This window comes from Salinivirga sp. (assembly GCF_035268865.1).
Taxonomy (GTDB): Bacteria; Bacteroidota; Bacteroidia; order Bacteroidales; family Salinivirgaceae; genus Salinivirga.
Genome location: NZ_DATFKB010000225.1, coordinates 11,930 through 33,361, shown reverse-complemented (window position 1 = coordinate 33,361; position 21,432 = coordinate 11,930). Strand labels below are relative to the sequence as shown.

Annotated in this window: 16 protein-coding genes; 11 read left to right on the top strand and 5 right to left on the bottom strand. The window is 40.5% G+C overall.

Annotated features, from left to right (window positions below):
* The 4 genes from VJ937_RS13525 to tgt form a co-directional block, all read right to left on the bottom strand.
* On the bottom strand, positions 1 to 354 hold a 354-nt coding region (locus VJ937_RS13525), incomplete at its 3' end, for a hypothetical protein (RefSeq protein ID WP_324067921.1).
* Positions 355 to 569: 215 nt separating this feature from the next.
* A complete protein-coding gene (locus tag VJ937_RS13520; RefSeq protein WP_324067919.1) occupies positions 570 to 2,951 on the bottom strand; it encodes a PAS domain S-box protein in 2,382 nt (793 codons plus the stop codon).
* A gap of 131 nt (positions 2,952 to 3,082) precedes the next feature.
* Positions 3,083 to 4,162 (bottom strand): LptF/LptG family permease, encoded by a 1,080-nt coding sequence (locus VJ937_RS13515; RefSeq protein WP_324067918.1) that lies wholly within the window; start codon positions 4,160 to 4,162, stop codon positions 3,083 to 3,085.
* A 3-nt stretch (positions 4,163 to 4,165) separates the two neighbouring features.
* Positions 4,166 to 5,299: a tRNA guanosine(34) transglycosylase Tgt gene (gene tgt, locus VJ937_RS13510; RefSeq protein ID WP_324067916.1), complete on the bottom strand. Its 1,134-nt coding sequence runs from the start codon at positions 5,297 to 5,299 to the stop codon at positions 4,166 to 4,168.
* A gap of 564 nt (positions 5,300 to 5,863) precedes the next feature.
* Between tgt and VJ937_RS13505 the strand changes: the two genes are divergently transcribed.
* The 11 genes from VJ937_RS13505 (at position 5,864) to VJ937_RS13455 (ending at position 21,174) form a co-directional block, all read left to right on the top strand.
* On the top strand, positions 5,864 to 7,000 hold the full coding sequence (locus VJ937_RS13505; protein WP_324067914.1) for a glycosyltransferase: 1,137 nt from the start codon (positions 5,864 to 5,866) through the stop codon (positions 6,998 to 7,000).
* Positions 6,997 to 7,620 (top strand): sigma-70 family RNA polymerase sigma factor, encoded by a 624-nt coding sequence (locus VJ937_RS13500; protein ID WP_324067912.1) that lies wholly within the window; start codon positions 6,997 to 6,999, stop codon positions 7,618 to 7,620. Before VJ937_RS13505 ends, VJ937_RS13500 begins: the two co-directional genes overlap by 4 nt.
* 3 nt (positions 7,621 to 7,623) lie before the next feature.
* Complete coding sequence (gene rsmG, locus VJ937_RS13495) at positions 7,624 to 8,247, top strand: 16S rRNA (guanine(527)-N(7))-methyltransferase RsmG (protein WP_324067910.1); 624 nt, start codon at positions 7,624 to 7,626, stop codon at positions 8,245 to 8,247.
* Complete coding sequence (locus VJ937_RS13490) at positions 8,248 to 9,024, top strand: YdcF family protein (RefSeq protein ID WP_324067908.1); 777 nt, start codon at positions 8,248 to 8,250, stop codon at positions 9,022 to 9,024.
* A gap of 61 nt (positions 9,025 to 9,085) precedes the next feature.
* Positions 9,086 to 9,493, top strand: coding sequence for a DUF2784 domain-containing protein (locus VJ937_RS13485; protein ID WP_324067905.1), 408 nt, complete (start codon positions 9,086 to 9,088; stop codon positions 9,491 to 9,493).
* A gap of 222 nt (positions 9,494 to 9,715) precedes the next feature.
* Positions 9,716 to 10,936 carry an OmpP1/FadL family transporter gene (locus VJ937_RS13480; protein ID WP_324067903.1) on the top strand — a complete coding sequence of 407 codons (1,221 nt, stop codon included), beginning with the start codon at positions 9,716 to 9,718 and terminating at the stop codon, positions 10,934 to 10,936.
* 31 nt (positions 10,937 to 10,967) lie between these two features.
* Positions 10,968 to 12,305 (top strand): SGNH/GDSL hydrolase family protein, encoded by a 1,338-nt coding sequence (locus VJ937_RS13475; protein WP_324067900.1) that lies wholly within the window; start codon positions 10,968 to 10,970, stop codon positions 12,303 to 12,305.
* A 138-nt stretch (positions 12,306 to 12,443) separates the two neighbouring features.
* Complete coding sequence (locus VJ937_RS13470) at positions 12,444 to 14,369, top strand: OmpA family protein (RefSeq protein WP_324067898.1); 1,926 nt, start codon at positions 12,444 to 12,446, stop codon at positions 14,367 to 14,369.
* A 40-nt stretch (positions 14,370 to 14,409) separates the two neighbouring features.
* A complete protein-coding gene (locus VJ937_RS13465; RefSeq protein WP_324067896.1) occupies positions 14,410 to 15,933 on the top strand; it encodes a serine hydrolase in 1,524 nt (507 codons plus the stop codon).
* Positions 15,933 to 18,638, top strand: a complete 2,706-nt coding sequence (locus VJ937_RS13460; RefSeq protein WP_324067894.1) for a PAS domain-containing protein — start codon at positions 15,933 to 15,935, stop codon at positions 18,636 to 18,638. Before VJ937_RS13465 ends, VJ937_RS13460 begins: the two co-directional genes overlap by 1 nt.
* Positions 18,639 to 18,714: 76 nt before the next feature.
* Entirely contained in the window at positions 18,715 to 21,174 is a 2,460-nt protein-coding gene (locus tag VJ937_RS13455) for an endonuclease MutS2 (protein ID WP_324067892.1), read from the top strand.
* Here the strand turns inward: VJ937_RS13455 and VJ937_RS13450 are convergent.
* Positions 21,171 to 21,383, bottom strand: a complete 213-nt coding sequence (locus VJ937_RS13450; RefSeq protein WP_324067891.1) for a PspC domain-containing protein — start codon at positions 21,381 to 21,383, stop codon at positions 21,171 to 21,173. The genes VJ937_RS13455 and VJ937_RS13450 overlap by 4 nt on opposite strands.
* Positions 21,384 to 21,432 lie beyond the last annotated feature (49 nt).

Below are 21,432 nucleotides of genomic sequence, written 5' to 3'. Positions count from 1 at the left end.
ATACCTGTCGCTGCCTGTTAAAAAGCCCTGTTCAATAAGGTCGTACCCATCGAGGTCGCCATACACACCCTGCGGTGGTTTAATGCTGATGAGCTGAAATTTATTGAGGTAATCGTTACGTTCCGATATTCGCTTTGACTCATCCCATGCACTGCCCAAATGATCAATAATGAAATCGGCATTGGTTTCGTGCTTTTTATCTTTCAGGCGGTCAAAAAAGTCAGAGGCCATTTTTTTTGCTGTTTTCAGATATTCAAGTTTCGGGACTTTGTTCAGGTCCAGGTTCTGGGCACCGGCAATTCCTGTAGTCAGCACAATGGCCACAAGCAGTAAAATTTTAGTTGTGTTTCTCATGATCAATATTTTAAATATTTCTAATCTGAAGGCTTAAGATACTGCACCCCTGAAGAATATCAGGAGGCGTGCTTCAGTTCACCTTTCAAATATAGCAAGGTTTACATTATTAGCACTTTAAATTGTGTTAATTTTTAACACCCGGAAATAATTAACTGATAGTGAGTAGATAGCATCAACTAAAAAATACAGATACAGAATAAAAACCGGCTTACTTAGTTGGCTCGTTGAAAGGGAATGGTGAAATAAAACACAGAACCTTTACCCATTTCAGATTCCACCCAAATTTCACCACTCATAAGCTCTACCAGTCCTTTGGAAATAGAGAGGCCCAGACCAGTTCCGCCATAGACCTCCTGAATAAATTTATCGGCCTGGCTAAAGCGTTTAAAAATCTTTTCCTGGTATTGACGAGGAATACCAATACCTGTATCGCGCACATAAAACTCAAGCATACCATTTTTAAGCATGTACCCTGTCTCCACATAGCCCTCATTGGTAAATTTTATTGCATTCATAAGCAAATTAAACAGCACCTGTTTAAGCTTCGACTGATCGATTAATATTAAAGATTGCTTATCAGTGAGCCCTTTTTTCAATTTAAAATCAAGATTTTTCTCTTTGGCCTGCACTTTCATGGTTGCGTACAGGTTATCCATAATGGTATTTAAAACCACTGGTTTAAGGAGCAGTTTCTCCTGATGTGTTTCCAGTGCAGCCATTGTAAGTACATCGCTTACTATTTGCAATAAATGCGAACTGCTGTCCTGAATAAGCTCAATAAATTTCGATTGCTTATGTCTTGTTATATCGGGTAAACTCAACATATTTGAGAATCCGATAATTGCATTCATTGGCGTTCTGATTTCATGTGAAAGATTTTGCAAGAATGCCGTTTTGAGACGGTCGCTTTCCTCGGCTCTCTCTTTGGCAATCTTCAGGTTTTTATTACTTTCATGCAAGGCGGTTATATCGCGTCCAATTACAGCCAATCCTTTTCGTCTGCCATTGGCATGAAAAACAGGCACTTTATTGACCTCATAAACCTTTGTTTTACCATCGGGCATAGGAATAATTTCTATACCGGTAGACAATTTTCTTTTTGCCCATGCTTGTTCGTCAGAATCCACACAAGCCACGAAGGCCTCTTTATAAATTGGATGTGTGTATTCTGAAAGCTCCAGGTCAGTTTTCCCAAAATAGTCGACCCCTTCGAGGCGGAAAAGTTTCAGATCTGCTTCATTGGCCAACAGCCAACGACCTTTACCATCTTTATAGCAAATAATATCCGGAATAGAATTGATATAGGTACTAAGCCTATGTTCACTCTCTTTTACAAATTCTTTAGCCTCTGCTAAAGCCCTGGCAATACGTTTCTTCTCGGTAATATCTTCTGATATACCAAGCAAATACCGGTTTCTACCCTGGGAATCTTTAATAGCGATTTTCTTTGTATATAGAATCTTTATTTTGGCACTTTTCGTTTTAAGTTTCTCCTCTTCCACAATCAAAGTGCCATGTGCTTTAAATACAGCGCGATCTTTTTGGGTAAAAAAGTCAGCCTGTTGCCTGGGAAACAAATCATAATCATTTTTTCCTATTATCTCTTCACGACTATATCCTGTTATTTCTTCACCTGCTTTATTGATCTGAACAAATCTCAACTCATTGGCATCTTTAAGAAAAACCATATTTGGAATATGTTCAAAAATATTAAGCATAAACGCCTGACTCTCCTCGGCTTTTTCTTTCGCTTCCAGTAGTTGGTTTTGCACATTAATGTTTTCAGTAATATCCCAAACAGTTCCCCTTGAATAGAGTGGTTTCCCCTCCTGGTCATATGCTGTAATACATCTTTCATTAATGTATTTCATGTGCTCATTAGGTAAAATAATACGATGCACAATATTGTATGGTTCGCGCAGTTTAAAGTGCCCTTTAAAAGCATTATCTACATGCATTCTATCTTCGGGGTGTACCAATGATAAAAAGCTTTCATAGGTGACCTTAAATTCCGATCTTTGTTTTTCAAAAATACTATACACTTCCGATGACCAACACAAAGCATCATTCATTAGGTTATATTCCCAATGTCCTATTTTTGCCAGACGTTGCGTCTCTTTCAAGCGCTTCTCGCTGGTCCTGATCAATTCTTTTGCCTTCTGCAATTCCATTATTTCAGATTGATCGGTTATGTCTCTGATGCTGGTTCTAACGCCAACCAGTTTATTATCTTTTAAAACCGGATTGGCATTCAGATGCATGTACCGCAAATCTCCGTCAATTGTATAAATTCGGAAACTACGATCTTTCACCACCTGGCCCTGAAGTGATTCTGCTATAATACCCTGAACCAGGATATAATCTTCCTCATGCACAAATTCTTTTTCTGATATGCTGCCAGAAACAAATTCTGAAGCTGGATATCCAGTGATACGCTCAAAGGCCTTGTTTGCATAAACAACCTTTCCCGAAAGATCACGAAAAAATTCAATATCAAAAGACTCCTCTGCAAACTGATGAAAAAAAGTCGCTTTCGACTCCAATTCATTAATTTTCCGAATTAAATTATCGTTTTGTTTTTCAGTTGGTTTCACCAGAATTTATAAAAGATTTAAAAAATGGGTTTTAGTTGGTACAACCAAAGTTACAAAAATTCCACAAAACAATCCTTTAAAATATCAAAAGACTAAAAAAAGAAATACACTTATAAATTGTGGGCTGAGCTTTATTTTGCAGCTCGTTTAAAAAGCAGCAATGCAATTAGTGCATAAACGATATTGGGTACCCAAACGGCCAATGCCGGATTAAGGCTTGCATTTACTGCAAATACTGTCGTCACCTGCTGAAACATAATATAAGTAAAAGTAAGCGCTATACCCAAACCAATATTGAGGCCTATGCCTCCGCGCGTTTTACGCGACGACAGTGCCATTCCGATAATGGCCAGAATGAAGGTCGAAAATGGGAATGCAAAGCGCTTGTGACGTTCTATCTCATAGGCTACAATATCGCCTGAACCCCGCATCTTTTGTTTAGCAATAAAATCATTCAGTTCATGAATATTCATGGCCTGTACAATTTTGGTGCGTTGCCTGAAATCTTCGGGTTTCATATTCAACGCTGTATCGAGGCTGGTACCTCGCACAATGGTCTCTCCCATTGAATCGATTTTACGTATGCGATAATTAACTATTTTCCATTTGTTATCAGCTGTGTCCCACTTAATATAATCACTCATAAGTTTCTCTTTCAGGTCGCCATTTTCGTAGCGTTCCATGGAAAACTTATGGCCTATATCGTGCCGGGTATTGTATGAAGAAAAATAGATTATTTTCCCCGGGGCAATTTGCCGGTGGATATTACGGTTTTTGTTTACATAGCGGGAATCGACATATTTCTCTTCAAACTCAAGCCTTTTCTGATTGGCCGGAGGAATAATCCAGTTTAACAAAACAAAGGACAAAATCGCTAAAATAAGGGCACTTATTAAATAAGGACGGGCAAATCGGGCATAGGTAACACCACTTGAAAGTATGGCGATAATTTCGCTGTGTCCGGCCATTTTCGAAGTAAAAAATATAACGGCAATAAAGGTAAACAGCGAGCTGAACATGTTCACAAAATACGGGATAAAGTTCAGATAATAACTGAATATGATTTCATCCCACGGCGCATTGCTCTCAATGAAATTATCGACCTTTTCTGACAGGTCGAAAACAATGACAATGAGAATAATAAGCCCGATGGCATAAAAAAAGGTGCCCAGGAATTTTTTAATGATATATCGATCGAGCCTTGTTAGCATGTCTTAAATACGTTGTGCCACATTTTGTACCATTTTACTTTTCCAACTGGCAAAATTTCCGGCAATGATTTCTTCACGCGCAGTTTTCACCAACCATAAATAAAAGGCCAGGTTATGAACACTTGCAATTTGCGGACCAAGTAACTCGCGCGATACAAACAAGTGCCTCAAATAAGCTTTTGAATAGTAACGGTCGACCCATGAAGTTCCGTTTGGATCTACCGGAGAATAATCATTCTCCCACTTTTTATTTTTAATGTTGATAATTCCTTCTGAAGTAAAAAGCATACCATTGCGCCCGTTCCGCGTGGGCATTACGCAGTCGAACATATCTACTCCGCGGTCAATGGCCTCCAGAATATTTGCAGGCGTGCCAACACCCATCAAATAGCGTGGTTTATCTTCAGGCAATACCTCGTTGGTAACCTCAATCATTTCGTACATCAAATCGGTTGGTTCTCCAACGGATAGCCCGCCAATGGCATTACCCTCGGCCCCCAGATCTGTCACAAACTGCGCTGCACTGCGTCGCAAATCGGGGTAGCCTGCTCCCTGTACAATAGGAAACCACGCCTGATGTTTGCCATATAACGGTTTGGTCTTTTCAAAATGCGCATGTCCGCGCTTAAGCCAGTTTTGCGTAAGTTGCAGTGATTTATGTGCGTATTGATAATCGGCATCACCCGGGGGACACTCATCAAGCGCCATCATTATGTCGGAACCGATTATACGCTGTGTATCGACAACATTCTCCGGTGAAAAAAAGTGCTTACCACCATCGATGTGGGAACGAAAAGTTACACCTTCATCGCTCAATTTACGGTTATCGGCAAGCGAAAACACCTGAAAACCTCCACTATCAGTCAATATGGGACGTTTCCAGTTCATGAATTGATGCAGACCACCGGCCTTTTGTATAACATCGTTACCGGGTCTTAAAAAGAGATGATAGGTGTTGCCAAGTATGATTTGAGCTTTAATATCATCTGTGAGCACTGGGCCCAACACACCTTTCACGGTACCAACAGTACCAACCGGCATAAAAATGGGAGTCTCAATCTCTCCCCTTTCGGTGCGTATTACACCGGCGCGGGCTTTGCCGCGAACATCTGTAGATAATAAATTAAAGCTTAGCATGGGCATTTACTCTAGAAACTGCAAAAATAAGTAAATAAACAAGGATAGAAAAGATTTTTATTAGTTATAAATACGGCTGTGATCATAATTTAAGGATTGTAACACAGGAAACAGAGTCACACGCATGAACAGATATTTTTCGCAGACTTTTCAAAACTCAAAGCAGCAAAACAAAAATTCAGGAATATTAATAAAAATCCAAAGCTCTCCATTTTATAATAATTTGCTTTACAACAATATACATAAAACAGCTTTTTATTAACCCACATACATGTTCGCCGATAATTCCTTTAATAACGTGAGTTCGATGTAAATTATAAAAACCAGATCAGTATAAAAAGCTGATATATAATGCATTTTTGAGATTATTAGCGAGCTAAATTGAGCAAAAATAACGCAATAGATCAGTTTTTTGTGCGAAACTTATTGAATTACACTTATATAAAATAAAAGTCTTTATGCCTGATTAAGAGCAAAAAACCATGTTATTTAAATTATTGCCTTAAAAATTATTGTTTTCTAAAGCTATTGTTCTTAAAATTGCGGTAAATTGCGATATAAGTTTTGGAACAAATTTTCCACATAGACCAATATAACCTCCCCTTTATATTCATAGTGGCAGCCGCTTCAATTCTATTGGCTAAACTTCTCAACGATCTTATTCTCTTAATTGCGCTACCAGGAAGAAAAAGTTATATTAAAAACCCCAAGGCTTCTGCATCGGTATCGGTTGTAATTTGTGCCCGCAACGAAGCCGAAAATCTTAAGCGGTTTATTCCGCTCATTTGCGAACAGGAATACGACAGTTTTGAAGTGGTGGTAGTAAATGATGCTTCAACAGACAATACTGTACGTGTAGTAAGAGACCTGGCGAGCCGCTATGAAAACTTCAGGTACACCGAAATACCCAAGGATCCCAAGTTTGACCATGGTAAAAAGTTTGCCCTTACCATTGGCATAAAAGCCAGCAAGTACAAAAATCTTTTGCTCACCGACGCTGACTGCTGGCCGGAGACAGACCAATGGCTTGTGGGTATGGCCGACAAGCTGCAACAGAAAAAAATTGTACTAGGTTACGGAGGATATGAGCGCGAAAAGGGTTTAATTAATAGCCTCATACGATTCGATACCATGCTTATTGCACGTAACTTTATGGGCCTTGCACGAATGGGGGCTCCATACATGGGTGTGGGGCGTAACCTGGCCTATCATAAATCTATTTACGAAGAAGCCGGAGGCTTTTCTAGCCATTACCACATCAAATCCGGCGACGATGATTTGCTGGTAAATCAAATGGCCCGCAAATCAAACACCATCGTCAACTTAAACCCAAATCATTTTACACGTTCAATTGCAGAGAAAAGCTTCAAACTTTTTTATCTGCAAAAAAAACGACATTTAACCACCGGAGCCCGGTACCGTTTTTTTCAGAAAATATACCTTGGCTTTGAAGGGCTATTGCGTGTGCTAACACTGCCCCTACTGGTTTTAATTAATATTTTTACAGCAGGTTTTGAGCCATATGTATATGTTACTACAGGTGTTTTTATAGTTTTGCAAATAATCATTTGGAAGATTCTCATGAACAAATACCGGGAAAAAGGTTTTTTACTAATGGTACCTTTTTTCGAATTTTTTATTAGTATTTTGCCAATAGTTATTTTGGCAAGAAATTTTATCAAAAGAAATCAGTCGCGATGAACATAAACGAAGACTTTTCACCAAAAGCAAAGGAGGATTTGTTACTGGTGCGCAGAGCACAAAAAGGTGACGAACTGGCTTTTGCTGAGCTCATGAAGCGCTATCGCGACTCAATATATTACCTATTGTTAAAAATGGTAAATAATGCAGTAGATGCCGAAGATTTAACAATTGAAGCTTTTGGAAAGGCCTTCAGGAACATTGACCGCTACAGCCCGAGCTATGCATTCAGTACATGGCTTTTTAAAATCGCCAGCAACAACTGCATCGATTTTCTGCGAAAAAACAAAGGAAGGGAATATGCTTTCCATGCAAACTCTGAAGATGTTTCGCAAACTGGCAGCAATGATGAATACTCAGCACATGTGCAACTTGAGTCGAAGAATCCCATGCCCGATGAGCTTATGATGACCGATGAAAAATCCAAAGCATTGCGTAAGGTTGTAAGGGAACTTAAACCCCGTTATAAAAAACTTGTAGAACTGCGCTATTTCAAAGAATACTCGTACGAAGAAATTTCGCAGGAGCTCGAAATTCCACTTGGAACTGTAAAAGCACAACTTTTTAGGGCACGGGAACTCCTGTACAACATACTGAAAAATAAACACAAAAACCTTTGATGAATGGACGAAATCCTGCGATTTTTCCCAAAACTCGACAATGCCCAAAAAGCCCGTTTCGAAAAACTCTATGCGCTCTATACAGAATGGAATGCCAAAATAAATGTCATCTCCCGCAAAGATATCGATCACCTTTACATACATCACGTATTACACTCACTGGCCATTTATAAGTTCCTGCGGTTTAATCCCGGATCGAAAATAATGGATGTGGGTACCGGCGGAGGCTTCCCGGGCATTCCCCTGGCCATTATGCAACCCGATTGCCATTTTACACTGGTCGACTCCATAGGGAAAAAGATAAAAGTAGCCAACGCCGTGGCCGAAGCACTGGAACTAAAAAACGTAAAGGCCATACAGGCCAGGGCAGAAAAGGTCAAAGACCGTTTCGATTTTATTGTTTCGCGTGCCGTGATGCCTTTACCCAAATTCACCAAACTCACCATGAAAAAACTCAAAAAAGAGCAGATGAATGCACTGCCCAATGGCATTATTTACCTGAAAGGTGGTGATTTTAAAGAAGAGCTAAACGAATTGGATTTTGTACATGTAGACGTATTCGATATCGCTGATTATTTTGATCTGCCATTTTTTGAAACAAAAAAAGTTGTTTACATCACCCATTAAATGAGTTTTCTGATCAGCAAAATTGCAGGGTTTGCAACATCACCCCTAGTGTGGATCATCCTGAGTATGATCGTGACTTTTGTGTTGTGGATTAGGCGCGCCAATGCTACAAAAGCATGGTTGATAATTACAATTGTACTAAGTGTAGTTATGACAAACCCTTTGCTTGCAAACACCATTTTTCATTACTGGGAAAAAGCACATACAACACCCGCTGTTTCTGATACAACCCGCTATGACTATGCAATTGTATTGAGCGGTATGGTGTCTGAAGACCCTGCACACAATCAGCTTAACTTTGGAGAGAGCAGCGACCGCATTCTGGAAGCAGCAAAGTTGTTCCATGCTAAAAAAGTCTGTAAAATTATTGTAACCGGAGGAAATGCCTCCATTTATTATCAGCAATCTCCAGAAGCCAAACTGCTGACAGAATTTCTAAACAGCATAGGCGTACCAGACAGCTGTATCGTTAGTGAAAATAAGGCCAGAAACACCTATGAAAATGCCCTTTTTACTGCGCAATTACCGGAAATTAGTCAAAACACCGCTGCCCAAAACCTACTGATTACCTCAGCATACCATATGCCAAGAGCCGCTGCATGTTTCCGCAATCAGGGTATAAATTTCACACCGCACCCTGTCGATTATTATGTATCTGATATAAAAACCGATTTTCATTCAATCTTTGTCCCCTCTATAGCCGCGCTGGAAAAATGGAACATATTGCTGCATGAGTGGCTCGGTTGGCTTTATTACAAAACAATGGGTTACATTTAACGACTCACAAAGCCAGCATCAATTCCAGAAAATACATAACTTTGCTAAAAGGCAATGAACTATGAACTCCTGGTTTTGGCACGCAGCTGATATCTTTTTTGTAATACTTCACACCTGCCTCATACTATTTAATATTGGCGGTTGGCTATGGAAAAAAACCAGGCGATGGAACCTGGCGCTTTTACTACTCACCGGGGCCTCGTGGTCGCTGCTGGGCTTATTTTATGGCATGGGTTACTGCCCGCTTACAGACTGGCACTTTCAGGTGCTGGAGAAGCTGGGACACACCAACCTGCCCTCTTCCTATATTTTATACCTCTACCAAAGACTTACAGGCCTGTACATGAATCCGGCAACAGTTGACAAAACAACTCTCATCGTGTATTTAGTTGCCCTTATATTGTCCATATACTTCAATTTTCAGCACAATTCACCCAAAAAACATCACGAAGAAAAAACCCGATTCTGATAAAAAATTTCATGCAAATGCAAAATACAAAAACACTCCTGCTAAAGGTATTCAACAAACCAAGCAACTGCTGTTTAATGGCATAAGAAGCGCTGTTTATCTATACAATTGTTAAAAAATAACACTTCTCACCCATGAAATATTAATTAATTATTAAATTTGCTACATCGAAAATTACATATATGTGAATTTTATCAATCTGTTTTTATCAAACACTATCTTATGAGAACTACAATTTTACTTTTCCTGATTATGGCTTCGCTGCAACTCATGGGCGAAGGTTACCAGGTAAATCTGCAAGGACAAAAAAACACAGCCATGGGGCATACCGGCACAGGATTTATTGCCGGACCATCTATAATTCATTTCAACCCTGGCGGACTTGGTTTTTACGAGAAAAAAATGGCTTTTAACGCAGGTGTTTCATTGATTTTTTCAAATAATCTGTATCAGGCACCAAATTCTTATTACGAAGCCGAGACAGAGAACCCCATTGGCACACCGTTTTATTTTTACGGTGCGATGAGAATAAATGATAAAATGGCGGTCGGGTTAGGCGTAAATACGCCATACGGCAACCGGCTAAAATGGGAAGATGGCTGGGCCGGCCGGTATCTTAACAGAGATATTGCCCTACAGGCCATTACGCTGCAGCCTACCTTCAGCTATAAAATTACCGACTGGCTGAGCGTTGGAGCAGGCCTGTTGGTTGCATTCAACAGCGTGGAGTTAAGTAAAAACATTCCTGTAACCGGAACCGATGGTGATGGACTCGTCACACTTGAAGGCAGCAAGACTACATTTGGAGTTAATGCAGGCCTGATGTTTAAAATATCTGATGAATTAACTGCAGGCATAAGCTATCGTAGTCAGATGAAAGCCAAAGTAACCGATGGAACAGCAGCACTCGATGTACCTGACGCACTCAGCAGTATGTTCCCTGAAGAAACCGGCTTTGAAGCTACGCTCCCCTTCCCTGCCAATTACAATTTTGGACTGGCTTATCAGCCCAGTGACAAATTCATGATCACTGCTGACATTAATTACGTACAATGGGACGTTTATGACTCTTTGAACTTCGATTTTGAAGAAAACACTGAGAATTTCCAGGATTCTTACAATCCGAGGGAATACACAAATAGTTTTATCTATCGCATTGGTGCAGCATACAAGTGGAAAGAAGAAGTTACATTCAGAGCCGGAGCATACTTTGATGCCACACCAATTGATGATAATTATTTTACGCCCGAAACACCCGGCACAGATAAAATTGGTATTACCGGCGGAGCATCAATCAGACCCTTCGAAAACTTTGAGGTTGATGTTTCACTACTCTATATTCATGGCATGAAACGCGAGTCTGGTTACGAACCCGACAATTTCGAAGGTACATTTTATACCAATGCCGTAATTCCGGGCGTAGGATTTACCTATAGCTTCTAAAACCTCAATGCTAATAAAAAATTTCGTGATCATGTTGAAAAAAATATATCCATTACTAGTTATTGTTTTAGTACTCAGCAGCTGTACAATCGAACCCGAAGAGTTCGACGCCAAACAGGGTGCTGCAGATTTCTCCACTACAGTTTTCATCGGCAACAGCTTAACAGCTGGGTTCAGCAGCGGTGAATTGTACAAATCGGCCCAGGAAGAATCGTTTCCTGCCATTATCGCACAAAGCATGAACCAGGCCGGATTTATTAACCAATTTAAACAACCATTGATGCCTGGTGAAACCGGATTTGGCAACAGGCTAACTTTGGGATACAGCACCAACTGCGAAGGGGTAACCGATCTTGGTCCCGTGCCATACAGCGATGAACCTGACATTTCTCCCGCTATGGCCAGCGTGGCTTCAGAAGGCCCATTTCAAAACTTGGGAGTACCCGGAGCAAAAGTTGCAGACCTTATCACACCGGGATACGGGTCATCGGCCGGCAACCCATATTTCGCCAGGTTTACATCCGACCCTATGAACACTATTTTGCAGGAAGCAACAGCCCAAAACCCCACGTTCAGCGTAGTATGGATCGGAAATAACGATGTACTGGGTTATGCCACTTCAGGAGGTACCGGTACACCTATAACCGACCCGGTTACATTCAGTGCCAACCTGGAAACGGTTGTACAATCATTGTCAACAGATGGGGCTAATGGCGTACTTTGCAACATACCCGATGTAACCTCCACGGCCTATTTTACAACTGTGCCCTACTACGGGCTTGTACTTGATGCTGACCAGGCACACGCTTTAATGGAGAGCTACGAAGGCTACAACCAGTTGGCAGAAGCCAATGATCTGGATCCAATGTCATTTAATATCGGCCCAAACTCCTTTATTATTGAGGATAAGGATCCGACCTACGATCCGGTTGGAAATATCAGACAAATTGATCCAGGTGAGCTCATTGCTTTAGAAATTCCGCTCGATTCGGTAACTTGTTATGGTATGGGATCGGCGACTCCAATTCCGGATGAATATGTACTGACAAGCACCGAACTGGAGGATATAAATAGTGCCATTGCAGCTTACAACAATTCTATTGCCGACATTGCCGACACATATGGCTGGGCGGTGACTGATGTAAACGGAATGCTTGCAGATATTGCTCAAAACGGACGTCGCATTGGAGGTAAAAGTTACTCAATAGATTTCGTGACCGGCGGCTTGTTTTCACTTGATGGAATACACCTTACAGGAAACGGCAACGCCATTGTAGCCAACGAAATAATAGAAACCATCAATCTGCATTTCGACGCTGCATTACCCAAAGCCATGGTAAATAATTACACAGGTATTATTTACCCGTAAAAAACATACATTAAACAATTTAAAACCGGGTTACAGCAGTATCCCGGTTTTTTGTTTCAGGCAGATTATCAAGGAAAAGTATGGTTTACTGTGAGTAAAAGCATAAATTTGTTATAAAATACGTTATACAAGAAAAAAATGCAGCGACTCACAATACTTTTATTAATTATCTACATTTTTACAAGCCCGCTATCAGCCCAAAAATACACCACTGACTCAAAACGTGCCATTAAAATGTTTAAAGCGGCTACAGGCGCATTCAGGTATACACAGTTCGATAAAGCCATTGAATATCTTGATGAAGCGCTAAACCGGGATGACCAGTTTATTGAAGCATGGCTGCTAAAAGCACAGGTTTACAATGTACTTAACAAGCCCAAAGACGAAGCTCGTGCTTACAGAGGCGCAATAGCAATAAACGAACTGTTTTTTAAGTTCACCTTACTCAATAGTGCCAAAGCCCATTTTCGCTCGGGCGATTACGAAATGGCACTTAAACACGCCCAACAATTTCTCAATGTACCAGAACTGGAGCCCAAAGACAAGCGCAATGGCAAACACACAATTAAACAAATAGAATTTGCCATAAATGCCAAACAGAATCCTGTTAAGATCGACCCTGCACCTGTAAGCAACCTTATCAACAGGCTTGGGGATGTGTATTGGCCATCGATGACAGTAGACAACAGCATGTTTTACTTTACGGCCAAATTACCACTTTACCGGACCTCATTTCAGGAAGATATTTACGTAAGTCACATGCGCAACGACACATTTGGGAAGCCCTACGCCATAAGCGACGAAGTACTCTCACTCAGCAACGAGGGCGCCTCGTTCATTTCCCCTGACGGCCGCTACCTGCTTTTTACAGGCTGCAGGCGCAGCGATGGATATGGCAGTTGCGACCTGTATATGTCTTTAAAAAAAGATGGTAAATGGCAGCAGCCGGTCAATCTGGGCAGTAAAGTAAATTCAAACGTCTGGGATTCAAGACCAGTAATAACCTCCGACGGCAAAACACTTTATTTCAGTAGTAACCGTAAAGGCGGTTTTGGCAAAGCTGATATTTACATGTGTAAAAAACAAGGTGACCGCGATGATGGATTCCCAAAATGGAGCGAGCCCATAAACCTGGGTGACTCAATAAACACACCCGGAGACGAATTTGCACCTTTTATTCATGCCGATAACCAAACATTATATTTCTCATCAGACTATCACCTGGGACTAGGCGGTCAGGATATATTCATGACACGAAAAACCGGCGACAACCAATGGGAAAAACCGCAAAACCTCGGATACCCGATTAATAAACACACCGACGAAATAGGCCTTTTTATTGATGCGCCGGCCGAATATGCATACTTTGCCTCCGATGACAACCAGGACAGGCGCAGTATATTCCGTTTCAGGGTCCCCGAAAAAATTAAACCACAGTACGTTTCTTACGTGAAAGTGTTTGTAAAAGATCAGGAATCATATGAACCACTGAACGCAATGGTTAACCTCTTTGACATTGAAACTACCGAAACCATAACAGAGATAAGGGCAGAAGGCAAAAACGGAAGTGCATTAATCAGCCTGCCGGGCAACAAGCGGTATGGTATGATGGTAGAGAAAAAAGGATATATGTTCTATTCTGGTCACTTCGATCTGAAATCGGGAAATAAAAACAACATTAAAAAATTGGATATCCTGCTCCAGCCAATAAAAACAGGGCAAAGTGTAGTTTTAAACAACGTATTTTTCGAGTTCGATTCATTTAAATTAAGCTCCGGGTCAAAAGCTGAGCTTCAACGTATTAAAAAGTTCCTTGAACAAAATGATAATCTGTATGTTGAAATCTCAGGACACACTGATAATCAGGGTAGTTCCGCATACAATCAAAAATTGTCTGCCCAAAGAGCAAACGCTGTATATGAATATCTTGTTGAACAGGGTATAAATGCTGAAAGGTTAACACATAAAGGTTACGGAATGAGTAAACCCATTGCGAATAACAACACAAAAGACGGAAGAGCACAAAACAGAAGAACAGAAATGACCATAATCAAGATAGAATAAGCATACATTGCCTTAACGCAAAGCGGTAAAAACCAATAACATGAAAACAATCATACGGCTGGCAATTCTAACCATACTGGTACTCCCCTATTCCGTGTTTGCACAGGGGCAGGCATTATCCGGCCAACAACTGAACAAATATTATCAAAAGCTGCTTGACACCTACGATGTTCCGGGGCTGGCTGTTGCAATAGTAAAAAAAGACAGCATAATTCTGCAAAACGGATATGGGTACCTGAACATTGATAACCAGCATAAAGTAGACAAAACAACACTATTTGGAATTGCCTCCCTCAGCAAAACTTTTACAGCAGGCCTTGTTGCAAAAGCAGTAGCTGAAGAAAAATTAAAATTCGACACCTGCATAAAATCCATATTGCCCGGTTTTAAGCTCTACGATCCTTACGTCACAAAAAAAATTACAATACAAGACGCATTATCGCACCGCACCGGCCTTGGCAACTTCAGTGGCGACCTTATTTGGTATGGCAGTTCAGTAGCAGATACTACCATAATAAATAGGTTACAGCACCTTGAACCAGAACATGGTTTCAGAACAGATTTTGGTTACTCCAACATCATGTATCTAATAACCGGCAAAATATTAGAGCAGGTATATCACAACACCTATGCTGAAATTCTAGACAGCATTATGCTTACACCTTTAAATATGAGATTTACAACCCCGGACTACAATGCAGCAATGATGCATAGAAATCTGGCCCAACCACACATAAACTATAAAGATAAAACCATTAAACAACCCTATTTATCATGGGATAACATGCAACCTGCAGGTGGTGTCTTCTCCAATGTGGAAGAGATGAGTCGTTACATACAAATGCTTTTGAATTCGGGCACCTATAAAAACGAAGTGCTCATAAACAGTAAATATTTAAAAAAATTGTGGCAACAGCAAACACCGCTAAATCTATCATGGCTCGACAAGCAACTGCAAACACCAGTAAACTTTAAAAGCTATGGCATGGGCTGGTCGTTAATGGATTACAACGGACACAAAGCACTTTATCACAGTGGAGGGCTCGACGGCATGGTAAGTCAAATGGTTATTGTTCCAGACAAGGGCACCGGGGCCATTTTTCTGGCTAATAAAACAACTGCCCTGCCCACCGTATTAATGTACGATTTTCTTGACCGCTTGCTTGGTAATGATTCTCTTCATCATTACCCGACCAGAACGCATGCATTACTTGAAAAAATTAAAGAACCCGAAGTCAACAAAGCTGTCACTTACACATCGACACAAGACTTTGACACTGGCTTTTATTGCGGAAAATACTACGACTCCCTCGTTGGTCCAGCAACAATTTCCTATGAGAATGATTCTTTATTCCTGAAATTTAAGGAATCGCGCATATTTAAAGGATACCTGGTAAAAACAGACATGCTCTCTTTCGACCTGTACTGGCCCAATGTACCCTCTTTGCACAAAGGCAACATCGATTTTGAAGTTAATGGATTAGGAGAAATTAAAGGTTTTACTATAAATTTGCCTAATCCGGATTTGCATTTCGATGAATTGCATTTTTCTAAACAAAACTGATGGAGAAACATGCCCTCACATTTCAAAAGCTTGGTATCGATCCTACTGAATGGGATGTAATTTACGCTGACACACAGTCTGGTTATACATTCATAACCCCCATTGAAGGTGTTTTACTACTGAGGTCGGCTGGTGTACTCACACCAGACATACTGGAAAAACAGCTACAATTCATTAATAATTATGTGATCCAGGTACAGAGCAAAATCCTGAACTTCAAAACAATACTAATACTCGACGTAGCAGACCTTTATAACATATCCTCTCTCGACCTGATACGCAAAAACCTAAAACGCATCAATACAGACCTCATATTTTTGATTCCGGGTAGTTTATTTAAAAAGCTTTATGTAAAATATTACAGGTTAAAACAGCATAAGGAGCTACACGCAACTTTCGAACACTATGCCGATGCAGTAGAGTTTGCAAGAAACATTAAAAAGAAATCAGCTCAGGATCCGTTCAGCACCGGTAAATTCATCGAATGCTGGAGCCACGATCAACAAAAAACAAAAATTAATGGCGTAAAGTACAAGTTCTTAGAACTACCGGCATGGCAGTATCGAAACGAGACCCAAAAGCTCAGTGCCATAGTAAGGTGTTACGATTCAGGTATTTTGCATTTCAGTATTCATGGCAGAATGAATGCTTTGGACATTCAGACTCTGCAACAAAGAGTGTTCGACATTGGGAATACATTAGGAATTGACTTTGTCAAAAATCCATTTTCAATTGTTTTCGATCTTAGAAATGTACAAAGCATTACTCCAGATGGCCGAAAATTGCTCCGCCATATGGAAGAGCACCAACAAAAAATTGCAGAAACCGTTATTGTACTCGGGAACCGGTTTATACGTTTTTTACTGCAAATAAGGAAATCGCACCAACCTGTAAAATACAGCCATTGGCACACAGCAAGCAACCTTGATAAAGCATTTAAGAAAATTGAAAACATAAAATTCGAAAAAACGAAAAATAAAGAAACCGAGGTACTGCAAGAAGAACCTGCAGAAGATTATAAAACACTGAAATCACAGTATCTCAAAACCCTTGCTGAGCTTAAAAGACAAAAGAATAAAGAAAAACAAACAAACAAAAACATCAGAAAAATTCTTGCGTACATCCACACAGGAGATTTTTTACGATTGCCATTCCACCCGCGTTACAGCGATTACTCTATTGAGGGCGAAATATACAACTCCATAGCCCTTTTGCACAAAGACCTGCAAAATGCTAATTTACAAAATGGCAATACCAAAACACACAATTTAACACTATCACGATCAAACGTTGAGAAGATCGTAGACAGTATTTCAGACCCCACAATGATTTATCAGGACAACAAAATACTGGCTGCAAACCACCATTTTGTTGATTTATTGGGGTACCAGTCTCACGAACTAAACGGGCAACCCATAGGTGCCATAATCAACCCCTTTGAGGTAAACCGTATTGTACGCCAACTCGATGAGATACATACCCGCAACGAAATTTATTGCGACCTGCAGGATGCTATGGGCATAGCCCATTCAGTAACAATGATTTCTGAATTGGTTATGATTGACGGATTACAGGCTCAATTTGTATTCATCAAACCACTGGCAACACACACAAAAACGCCAGCGACCCAGCATAACCAGCCGGTTATGTCTGTACAAAATTCTCAGTTTAATTCAGAATATATCAACAAGGCCCTGGCAGGTATTATTGCATTTCATCATGCCATGCTGAAACACATCAACAACCAGGTGCTTAACGAGTACAATGCACCTGATAAGCATGACTCCTACCAGGGACTGCAATCTTTATTGTGGGTTTCGTTTTTTCTTAAAAACGCATTTGACCAGGCTGCAACCATTGACTTTTCAGAAAACAAAAACAGGATGATCTCTCCCGGAGATTTGATGAAAAACCTGTTTACGCTTTTCAGCGATTACCTCGCGCTAAGCAAAGAACATATCAGACTTGATGTAAGAGAAGACCACTCCATGCAAAAACTGGCCCTACCCCTTGACGCTTTTCTGATAAAAGCCATCCTGGTACGCTTATTACACCTTGTAGCAGACAATGCCAAAGGCAACCACCTATTGTTTGGCTACCGGCAACGATCCGATGAGAAAATCGAATTTTTTATACATGAAAACGGTCCCGCATTAAACCTCGTAGAAACTGATGTGCAAAAAGGGCAAACCCTAACCGGATTTTCATTCGCCGAAATTGATCAGCTTATGAAAAAAGCTGATTCAAACCTATATTTAGAAACCTCTGACACAGAGAAAAATCAAATAACACTTGTTTTCCCGATTTACGAGCGAGGTACCGGTTACGAAGGATCAATGATGGACCTTGCCAACCATAAAATTCTGATCCTTGGCCCCGAAAATGAGTTTGAACTAATCAGCAAATTACTGGAAGACACCGAAATAAATCTCATCCCAACGAATAATATATTTGAATCGCAAAAACTACTAAAGCGGGAAAAAATAAGCTTGATGATGATTGACATACAAAATAAGAAAACAGATATCTCTGAGTTAATAAAAAAAGCTAAAGAAATAGCACCTGACATACCCATCATTTTTATAGTAGAATCTGAATCGACCATGCAAAGCAGATACAGTAAGCTCAAAGACCTTGAAACATACCTGACAAAGCCCATAGACGGCGAAAGACTGAAAAGCACCATCAAAAAGGCACTATCTTAACTTGAGCAGATCAGTTTTACAGGTCCCAATTTTTCCTAATTTTGCACCTGAAACATAAACACTGGAGACCATACTTGTGAACTATCCTCAAAATATAGAACAAAAATTAGGGTTCGATACCATAAGAGAAAAATTAAAAGGCTACTGCCTGAGTGAGCTTGGACGAGAGCTAGTGCTGAAAATGCAGTTTTCGAACAATTACAAATCAGTTAAACTTTGGCTCGAACAAACTGCAGAATACAAATCGCTTTTCAATGAAGACAAAAGCTTTCCGGTTGATAATTACCACGATCTGAGGCCAATGCTTAAAAGGCTCAAACCCGAAGGCATGTTCCCCGAAACAGAAGAGGTAGTAAAACTGAGAAAATCGCTTCAAACCATGCGTGCCATTCACAAATGGTTTTCAGGCGAATTGGGCCAAAAGTATCCGGAACTGGCACGGCTTGCGGCCAGCTTTGAGGTTTTCCCCTACCTCTTTGAGCGAATAGACCGCATTATTACAAGTGCAGGTCGTATTAAAGACAATGCATCTGCTGAATTACAACAAATAAGAAATTTTCTCGACAATGAACGAGGCCGTGTTTCAAAACAAATGCGCACGGTTCTTAAAGATGCAATCCAAAAAGGCTATGCCGACGACGAAGCCCAGGTTGTTGTGCGTGAAGGCAGATTGATGCTCCCGGTTAAAAGTTCTTTCAGACGTAAAATTAATGGAATTGTACACGATGAATCCACCTCGGGAAAAACAGTTTATATCGAGCCACAGGCAATTATTGAAATCAATAATGAAATTAGAGATGCCGAATACCGCGAAAAGAGAGAAATAATCAAAATCTTAAGAGATTTGGCCGACGATGTCAGGCCCTACATTCCAGATTTAATAGATTTCTATAATAAACTGGCTATCTTTGATTTTATACGGGCCAAAGCAATACTCGCCAAAGAGATGCAGGCCATACAAATCCCGGTGGACAATACACCCATTATGTTTTTCAGAAAAGCACTAAACCCGCTTTTACTATTCTCGTTCAAAAATAGCGAACGAAAAGTTATTGCCAACGACATCATACTCAATGAGCAGCAAAGAATACTGCTGATTTCCGGACCAAATGCCGGGGGTAAATCAGTGGCAATGAAAACAGCGGGATTACTGCAATTTATGTTGCAATGCGGCCTGCTTTTACCAGTATCGCAGGATGCCACAGGAGGCATATTCAAACAAGTACATATTGATATTGGCGATGACCAATCCATCGACAATGACCTCAGCACCTACAGCTCACATCTGATGCATATGAAGCACATGCTGCGCAATGCCGATAACCAGACCCTGATTCTCGTGGATGAATTTGGAAGCGGAACAGAACCGGTAATAGGTGGCGCCATTGCTGAAGCTGTACTTGACCAGTTCCGGCAAAGTGGCTTATATGGTGTAATAACTACACATTACAGCAACCTCAAACACTACGCAGCCAACAACGAGGGTTTAGTAAACGGAGCCATGCTCTTTGACTCCGGTAAAATAGAACCGGTTTATAAACTTGAAACCGGCAAACCCGGAAGCTCTTTTGCCATAGAAATAGCGCATAAAACAGGTCTGCCCAAAAACGTAATTGAAGATGCACGCAACAGAGCAGGAACAGACCAGGCCGATTTTGACAAACATCTCAGGGAAATTATGCGTGATAAAAAATATTACGATGAAAAACGCACCCAAATAAAAAAACAGGAAAAAGAACTGGAAAAATTACTATCGCAGCAGGCCTATGAACTGGAAAAAACAAAGAAAATGCAGGATGAAATCCTGAATGAGGCACGCACAAAAGCAAAGGAAACGTTAAACAGCTCGAACAGACTCATAGAAAACACCATCAGAGAAATTAAGGAAGCACAGGCAAACAAAGAAAAAACAAAGGAGATAAGAAAAGATTTCGAAAAAGGGAAAGCTCAGATAGCAGACGGAAAAGCTAAGAAGGCATCACGAATAGATAAGCGCATAAAGGGATTTGAAAAAGTTTCAAAAAAGCACCATGTGGATTTGCCTGAAAAACAAGAAAAAGAGAACGACGTAAAAACCATAAATGTAGGCGATATGGTAAAACTAGAAGGGCAGGAAACAGTAGGAGAAGTTATTGAAATAAATGACAAAAACGCTGTGGTAGCTTTTGGTGCACTGATGACCTCCGTATCGAAAGACAAACTTACCAAAAGCAGCAAAAAGGCTCAGCGCCGTCAGCAGAGGAGCTCAGGCAAATCGAACATAGGGTCGAACCTCCTGGAAAAGCAACATGCTTTTAAAACCGGAATAGATATCAGGGGTAAATATGTGGATGAAGCCCTGCAGGAAATAACAGATTATATTGACGAAGCCATAATGCTGGGTGTAAATGAGGTGAAAATATTACATGGCAAAGGAAACGGGGTTTTGCGTAAAGCTGTACGGGAATACCTTAGCACAGTACCCGAAATTACCCGTTTCAAAGACGAACATATTGACCTGGGAGGTGCTGGCATAACCGTTGTACAGTTCTCCTAAAGGTAAATTGTATTTCCGGTCTTATCTTCCGGCATAACAATCCAAAGTACAATATAAACCAGGATACCCGGAAATGCAACACTGAAAACGGATAGTATTAAATAAACAAGTCGTACCACGCCCTTGTCCCATCCAAAATATTCAGCAATACCAGCGCAAACACCTGCTACCATCTGGTCTTTTGATCTGTATAATCTTCTAGAAGTCATATCTTTATTTTGCTTTATTCTTTGAACAGTTGCAAAAGTACAAAATATC

Excerpts from the sequence above, each read along its gene's own strand:
- VJ937_RS13515 (WP_324067918.1), bottom strand. The coding sequence starts at position 4,162 with ATGCTAACAAGGCTCGATCGATATATCATTAAAAAATTCCTGGGCACC.
- tgt (WP_324067916.1), bottom strand. The coding sequence starts at position 5,299 with ATGCTAAGCTTTAATTTATTATCTACAGATGTTCGCGGCAAAGCCCGC.
- VJ937_RS13500 (WP_324067912.1), top strand. The coding sequence starts at position 6,997 with ATGAACATAAACGAAGACTTTTCACCAAAAGCAAAGGAGGATTTGTTA.
- rsmG (WP_324067910.1), top strand. The coding sequence starts at position 7,624 with ATGGACGAAATCCTGCGATTTTTCCCAAAACTCGACAATGCCCAAAAA.
- VJ937_RS13490 (WP_324067908.1), top strand. The coding sequence starts at position 8,248 with ATGAGTTTTCTGATCAGCAAAATTGCAGGGTTTGCAACATCACCCCTA.
- VJ937_RS13485 (WP_324067905.1), top strand. The coding sequence starts at position 9,086 with ATGAACTCCTGGTTTTGGCACGCAGCTGATATCTTTTTTGTAATACTT.
- VJ937_RS13480 (WP_324067903.1), top strand. The coding sequence starts at position 9,716 with ATGAGAACTACAATTTTACTTTTCCTGATTATGGCTTCGCTGCAACTC.
- VJ937_RS13475 (WP_324067900.1), top strand. The coding sequence starts at position 10,968 with ATGTTGAAAAAAATATATCCATTACTAGTTATTGTTTTAGTACTCAGC.
- VJ937_RS13470 (WP_324067898.1), top strand. The coding sequence starts at position 12,444 with ATGCAGCGACTCACAATACTTTTATTAATTATCTACATTTTTACAAGC.
- VJ937_RS13465 (WP_324067896.1), top strand. The coding sequence starts at position 14,410 with ATGAAAACAATCATACGGCTGGCAATTCTAACCATACTGGTACTCCCC.
- VJ937_RS13460 (WP_324067894.1), top strand. The coding sequence starts at position 15,933 with ATGGAGAAACATGCCCTCACATTTCAAAAGCTTGGTATCGATCCTACT.
- VJ937_RS13450 (WP_324067891.1), bottom strand. The coding sequence starts at position 21,383 with ATGACTTCTAGAAGATTATACAGATCAAAAGACCAGATGGTAGCAGGT.